The following is a 606-nucleotide window of genomic DNA, read 5'->3' as shown; positions in this document are numbered from 1 at the left end:
GCAGGTGCTGATCCTCTTACTATATTGACAGAACTAGCCGATTTTAATCATCTGGTCACACGTTTACGTTTTACACCAGAAATAGTGGAAGATTTCTCACTAACTGAAGAACAACGTTTAAAAAGTTTAGACTTTTCAAAAAAACTTTCCGTTCCTGTTTTATCCCGAAACTGGCAAATGTTACTCAAAGGATTACAGGAAGTTAATCAAACTGCACGTCCACTTCAAGCCGCTGAAATGCTTTTAATTCGTCTTGCTCACACAGCTGACCTACCAACTCTTGATGAAGCTTTAAAAAAGCTTACGCAAGAAAAAACACCTCTCACACTCGTTACAAATTCTTCTCATCAAGAATCTACGAATGCAAATAATATAGCAAAAGAAACAACGGTCGATGCCCATACTTTCTCAAGCGTTACCAATACATTATCAGATCTATCAGATTTAAAAACATCTTTGAAAAGCCAATTAGATAATTCCTTACAACCGGAAAATTTAGTTAAAAATCAAACTTCTGAAAAAACCAACGCCCACGAAGTAACAAAAACTCTTGAAACTTTTCAATCTACTGATCTTTCTGAAAAGATTGAAAATTTATCGCATTGT

The 606-nt window shown here is 35.1% G+C and carries 1 pseudogene; it reads left to right on the top strand.

Features of this window, described 5'->3' with window-relative positions:
* Positions 1 to 606 (top strand): annotated as a pseudogene (locus tag ACFIO3_RS15120) (DNA polymerase III subunit gamma/tau); the annotation flags it as partial.

The organism is Bartonella sp. AD328YNZD, assembly GCF_042196425.1.
Note: the sequence above shows the minus strand (reverse complement) of the source record. Positions and strands in the feature narration are given on the sequence as shown.